Source organism: Bacillus sp. JJ1474 (assembly GCF_036965225.1).
Taxonomy (GTDB): Bacteria; Bacillota; Bacilli; order Bacillales; family Cytobacillaceae; genus Cytobacillus.
Map to the genome: position 1 here is coordinate 15,622 of NZ_JBALPC010000075.1, position 6,172 is coordinate 21,793.

Here is a 6,172-nt window from a genome sequence, read left to right on the forward strand (position 1 = left end):
CACTAGTACGTCCTGTACGTTTGGGGTAGGCGCTGTAGCTAGATCGATAAAACATAAGCACTCCGAAATTCGGAGTGCTTTTTCTTATGAAATCTTCTCTTCTAACGGTTTTGCTCCCTTTTTGCGGAAGGTTACATTGACGATAATGACAGAGCAAAGAATTAATATGGCACCTGTAATTTGAATAAAACCTAGTATCTCCCCATAAAGCATAACACCTAACAACGTAGCAACGACCGGTTCAACCGTTGCAATGACCGCAGCCTTGCTCCCCTCTGTCTTCTCAAGACCCCATGTGTATATAAAATACGCTAATACAGTTGGAATAAACCCTAAGCCAATCCCATACAAAAGCACATGTGAATCCATTAATAAATCAAGCTTTTTCCAAAGCTGTGTAATCGGCAATAAGAATACGGAAGCCAAAATAAAGGTATATAACGTAACAGTAAAAGGTTGATATTTTCGCAGAGCAAACTTTCCAAATATCGTATACAACGCATATCCAAGCCCGGATCCTAAGCCAGTTAATATGCCAATAAAGGTTATCTTACTTGCACCCGCCGAAACCCCTGCTATTAAAATACATCCTATAATGGTACCTAGGACAGCCAGTATTTTATTCAGATTTAAGCTTTCCTTCAAAAATATAAAGGATAAAATCGTGACGAAGGCAGGAGAGGTATATAATAGAATAACTGCTATTGAAATATTCATCTGACCTATAGTCGTAAAATAACAAAAATTAAAGAATACTACACTTAATATGCCTGTGCCTATAAACAGTCTTACATCCTTCATTTCCTTTAATTTCATATTGTTTCGATACTTAAATAAACCAATTAATAGTAAGAATATAGCCGCATATATGACTCTAATTGCCACAATTTCCATTGGTGCAAACCCATAATCCGCTAACCCTTTAACGAAGATTGCAATAATTCCCCAGAGACTGGCTCCCGCTGCAATCATAAAATAAGGTAGAAGCCTCTTCATTTATTTCTCTCCTTAAAGGAAGGGAATGACTATAGTCATCCCCCATGTCAACCTAGTTTAATTTATAAACTTTGCTGTACTTTTCATCCAAGTATTTTATTAAGTGTTGTGCATTTAACCCTTCACCTGTGGCATCTTTAAGAATTTCAAGCGGTTTTTTGAGCTTTCCAAACTTGTGGACTTTCTCTGTGAACCATTCCTTAATCGGAAGCAAGTTTCCTTCTTCTAATAGCTGGTCAAAATTTGGCAAGTCTTTCAGCATCGCATTCTTTAGCTGGGCCGCGTACATATACCCTAGAGCGTAAGATGGAAAATATCCAAACATCCCACCTGACCAATGTACATCCTGAAGAACTCCATTACCATCATAATCAGGTCTTATACCTAAGTATTCTTCATACTTATCATTCCAGACTTTCGGCAGATCTCTAACCTCAATTTCATCATTAAATAACCCTTTTTCAATTTCATAGCGGATAATAACATGCAAAGGATAAGTTAATTCATCTGCTTCAATACGAATAAGCGATGGCTTAGATTCATTGATAGCCAAGCAAAAATCATCCACCGTAACCTCATCAAATTGCCCTGTAGAATATTCCTTTAATAAATTGAAATTCTTTTTCCAAAAGGATGGATTGCGCCCGACAAAGTTTTCATAGAAAAGTGACTGGGATTCATGAATTCCCATTGAGGTGCCATCGCATAGTGGAGTACCGATTAAATCTTGTGAAATATTTTGTTCATATAACGCATGCCCGCCCTCATGAATTGTACCAAACACAGCTGTCTGGAAATCGTTCTCATCGTATCTTGTCGTTACACGAACATCACCTGGATTCAATCCTATTGCAAAGGGATGAACGGTCTCATCGAGTCTGCCCGCATTAAAGTTATAGCCCATTTGCTCTAAAATTTCCAAGCTAAATTGACGTTGGTTTTCCTTTGGGAAGTGCTCCAATAAAAATTCAGTATGTGGTTTATTTGCAGACTCATTAATTTTTTGTACAAGTGGAACGATTTTTTCCCTCAATTCTCCAAAAACTTGATCTAATGCTTCAACTGTAATTCCGGGTTCATACATATCAAGCAAGGTATTATATTTATTACCTTCATAGCCCCAGTAATTGATAAAGCGCTTTGTCGTAGCAACAAGTTTCTCTAAATGTGGCTCAAACATCGCAAAATCAGATTTTGCCTTTGCCTCTTCCCAAATACTTTCTGCCTTCGCTTGAAGAATAACATATTCCTTATATTCAGCTGGAGGAATTTTTTTATTGCGGTCATATTCCTTTTTACATTCAGCTAAAGTCTTCTTCGTTATGTCCGATAAAGCATGATCTCCTGATAATTTTTCTATGTATGCTGCCATTTCTTCCGAAGTAGACATATTAAAAACGTCTGAAGATAGCATTCCAATCACTTCAGAGCGCTGCTCAACCGCTTGTTTCGGTGCCCCGGTACGTAGATCCCAATAAATTAATGACAGTGCCTCATTATAAGCTTCTATTTTCTTTACATATTCTAAGAAATCCTTTTCTGCTTGCTGTAATTCCTCATTCATGGAAATTCCCCCTATTGTTTAAATACTCTTTCTATTTTAACACATTCCCCCGAAAGTGAAGATTGTATTTCCTCTTTTATATGTAAAAAAAAGACAACAGTCCCACTGTTATCTCTTTAATCGATGTTTATTTATAGTTTCTTACTTTCTTCCAATTGCCACTTTCCAAAGATCCGGTCCTTCTTCTAGATACTCCCAAGTGAAATCATTTTCTCTTTCTATCATAAATTGATATTGCAGCGGTTTTGGATCATGATCATTGACAAGCAGCATAAACTCTCCAGATTGTAAAGAATCAAATGCTTTAAAAATGGTAGGATGCTTCTCTCGCGGCGGAAAATCTGGTGCTATAACGGTTTGGGCAAACTCGATCATTTTTTCTCCTCCTTAACTATACTTACAAACGTATTGTATAAAATAATCTCTTGATAAAAAGTGAGCATGGTCACTGCGAATAAAGACTTTTCTCAGGAGACCTAAAAGGAATGATTCACCAAAATCGTTTTCTGCATGAAAAACAGTTATAATATAGGAGACAGACTATGAATTATAGGAAGAGATACTATGAAACAATTTATTTTTATTATCGTTTTAATTTCTTTTATTGACATGTTTGCACAACTCCCCATTATGAGTCCTTTTGCAAAGGAACTTGGAGCAACCCCTGCGTTAATTGGATTAGCTGTTGGTATGTATTCTTTTTCGAATATGTTCGGAAATATTCTCGCGGGGTATTGGATTGATAAACATGGTCCGAAGAAAGTATTACTGGCTGGCTTTTTTCTTACAGGTTTGATTCTTCTCCTTTACATAATGGTCTCTACTCCATGGCAATTAATCACAGTAAGATTCCTCCATGGTCTATTTAGCGGCTTTCTCGTGCCTGCAGCCTTTACAGTCGTTGCAAATAGGGGAAAAGAAGGAAAACAAGGTAAGTCAATGGCCGTTTCCGGAGTGGCAGTCGGCATTTCAGCCATAATTGGACCTGCCTTTGGCGGGATCATCGCTTCGAAATACGGAGTGAATTGGGTATTCATTATTATTGCCATTGTTATGCTTATCATTTTTGCATTGTCATCCTTTGTTATCCCTAATAAATCAACAACAATATCAAGGAAAATTGAACCTCCTGTTAAAACACTCATAACTTTATTAAAAAGCCCTATGCTTTCGATTAGTTTTAGCGGTGCTTTTTCCTTAATGTTTGCCCAAGGGGTATTAGCCTACATGCTACCTTTGCAGGTGGAATCACTTCAATTCGGCACTCAATATAGCGGAATTCTCCTTAGTACATTTGGGATCACCGCGATATTAATTTTTGCTTTACCGACCAATCGGCTCTTTGATCGCTATCAACACCATATTACGATGATGGTTGGTATGAGTATCATTGGGATAGCACTCATTTTCCTTAGCATGTCAACATCATTGTCACTCTTATTTATCTGTATGGTTATTTATGGTACTGGTTTCGCATTCCTTTTTCCATCTATCTCAGCTATGCTTGTAAAACATACTGATCTTGAAACTAGAGGAAAAGCATTCGGTTTATTTTATGCCTTTTTCTCGCTTGGAGTTGTCGTGGGCTCCTCCTTAACAGGCGTTCTAGCCGTATCCTTCGCAACGGGTTTTGTTATTGCTGCATGTATTTTATTTGCAAATACGATGTGGATGCTCCTTTATTTTAGAAGCAAGGCTCATGTTACTGAAGGAATGGAGTGAACAAAAGGTGAATGAATACGTAAGTAATTGTGCCGATTGTGGAAAGATGCTATATTGTTTAAATGGTTTTTTTAATGGTGTTCATACAGAGAATAATGAATCATTATGCTTTGATTGTGCTGATAAGAAGAAGAAATCCGAAGAATGAATACGGATTTCTTTTTTTATTTTCTCAATTGAGAATGATAATCATAAATTTCATATTCTATGATTCATGTCACTTATGGAAGGATTCTATGATGATACACTATGATTAAAGATCAAAGATTAAGAGGTGACTTAATAATGGATAACAAAACGATTGAATTAGATGTAAGGGAAGATATTAAAAATAAACTTGAGCCTTTCCAAAAAATTATGCAGGCTGTAAATGAATTAAGTACAGGAGATGTATTTATCCTTCATGCTCCCTTTAAGCCTGCCCCCCTATTCCCTATATTAAAAGGAAAGGGTTTTGAGTATGAAGCAGAAGAGCTTGAGAAAAAACATTGGAAGATCACATTTAGGAGCTGATCATCATGTTATTAGATAATCGCGGACTTGAGCCGCCTCAGCCGATGATGAGAACGTTAGAGGCTCTTGAGAGCTTAAAGCCCGGAGAAAGCTTGTCTATTATTAATGACCGCCGGCCGATGTTCTTATATGAACAGCTTGAAGAAAGAGGCTTAAAATATGAAACTACACCGAATGAAGATGGAAGCTTTTTAATTGAAATTACGAAATAGAGCAGGTGATGAAGATGTTATCTTCTTCAGGAAATGAAACAAATATAAAACTGCCATTTTCCTTTATCCTTGTCAGTATCATTGCCCTAATGGGTTCACAAATCTTACTTCTGTTTCACGGAGATTACATGTTTAGTAGTCAATTTCGTGTACCAGGAATATGGTCCGCAGCTCATTTGCTACTGTTAGGATGGGCGCTGATGATTGCCATGGGTGCTATGTATCAGCTAGTGCCCGTTGCTTTCCTTACCCCCATTTGGAATGAAAAATTCGGCTTTGTTCAATTTGGGGTATATGTAATTGGGGTCTTCTCTTTTGCACATTTTCTTTTTTATGAACCGCAAAAAGCGTTAATTCCTGGAATCATCACGTTATTAGGTATTCTCATGTTCCTCTTTCAGATGTTAATGACATTGAGAAAACAAGCGAAGCCTAATATATTAACCTTGTATGTCGGTACAGCTTTAGTTTGTCTATTAATTACTATTATCCTAGGTATTACGATGTTAATTAGCATAAAAACGGGCTTTGGAGGCCAATATTATCAAGCCATTTTTAAGAGTCATTTACTGCTTGGAATGACTGGTTGGTTTACTCTCCTTATTTTCGGTTTTTCATATAAAATGGTGCCAATGTTTTCTTTATCACATGGATATACGATGAAACTAGCTAATTTTGTTTACCCTATCTATACAATTGGTTTAGTCGCAGCAGCTATTTCATTTTTTATAGATTCAAAAGAACTTTTAACTGCAGCACTCTTTTTTCTATTCCTTGGATTTATCATTTTCATGTACCATATTTCAACTATATTAAAGAAAAGAGTGAAGAAAAAGCTTGATTATTCCTTTATTTTTGCCCTAATCGCGATCATAAGCGGGGGAATTATTCACCTCAGCGCATTTATTACGGGGTTGTTAGGAGTTTTTCATAAAGCAGCGGGGCCATTATTATTTTTGTACTTACTCTTATGGATTGCCTTTAGTATTATTGGCTATTTATACAAAATTGTGCCGTTTCTATGGTGGACTGCTAAATATAGTAAGGAAATTGGGAAAAAGGATGTTCCCTCATTAAAGGATATGATTAATGACCGAGCGGCAACCCCGGTATTCATCTGTCTCATGCTTGGTGCAATAGGTGTTGCGATTTCCCTTTTTATTGG

Annotated in this window: 7 protein-coding genes; 4 read left to right on the top strand and 3 right to left on the bottom strand. The window is 36.8% G+C overall.

The features are described 5' to 3' along the window. Positions 1-84: 84 nt before the first annotated feature. From V7164_RS11010 to V7164_RS11020, 3 genes are all read right to left on the bottom strand, one after another. Positions 85-996, bottom strand: a complete 912-nt coding sequence (locus tag V7164_RS11010) for a DMT family transporter (protein ID WP_335344191.1) — start codon at positions 994-996, stop codon at positions 85-87. Between the two features lie 52 nt (positions 997-1,048). Next, the gene (locus V7164_RS11015; RefSeq protein WP_335344190.1) at positions 1,049-2,560 is read right to left on the bottom strand and encodes a carboxypeptidase M32; all 1,512 of its coding nucleotides are present in this window, start codon (positions 2,558-2,560) and stop codon (positions 1,049-1,051) included. Positions 2,561-2,701: 141 nt separating this feature from the next. Continuing rightward, a complete protein-coding gene (locus V7164_RS11020) occupies positions 2,702-2,935 on the bottom strand; it encodes a DUF2249 domain-containing protein (RefSeq protein WP_335344189.1) in 234 nt (77 codons plus the stop codon). 189 nt (positions 2,936-3,124) lie between these two features. Between V7164_RS11020 and V7164_RS11025 the strand changes: the two genes are divergently transcribed. The 4 genes from V7164_RS11025 to V7164_RS11040 all read left to right on the top strand — a co-directional run. Then, positions 3,125-4,282: an MFS transporter gene (locus tag V7164_RS11025; protein WP_335344188.1), complete on the top strand. Its 1,158-nt coding sequence runs from the start codon at positions 3,125-3,127 to the stop codon at positions 4,280-4,282. A 285-nt stretch (positions 4,283-4,567) separates the two neighbouring features. Next, positions 4,568-4,795, top strand: coding sequence for a DUF2249 domain-containing protein (locus tag V7164_RS11030; RefSeq protein WP_335348391.1), 228 nt, complete (start codon positions 4,568-4,570; stop codon positions 4,793-4,795). A 5-nt stretch (positions 4,796-4,800) separates the two neighbouring features. After that, positions 4,801-5,007 (top strand): DUF2249 domain-containing protein, encoded by a 207-nt coding sequence (locus V7164_RS11035; RefSeq protein WP_335348390.1) that lies wholly within the window; start codon positions 4,801-4,803, stop codon positions 5,005-5,007. Positions 5,008-5,021: 14 nt separating this feature from the next. Continuing rightward, on the top strand, positions 5,022-6,172 hold a 1,151-nt coding region (locus V7164_RS11040), incomplete at its 3' end, for a hypothetical protein (protein ID WP_335354093.1).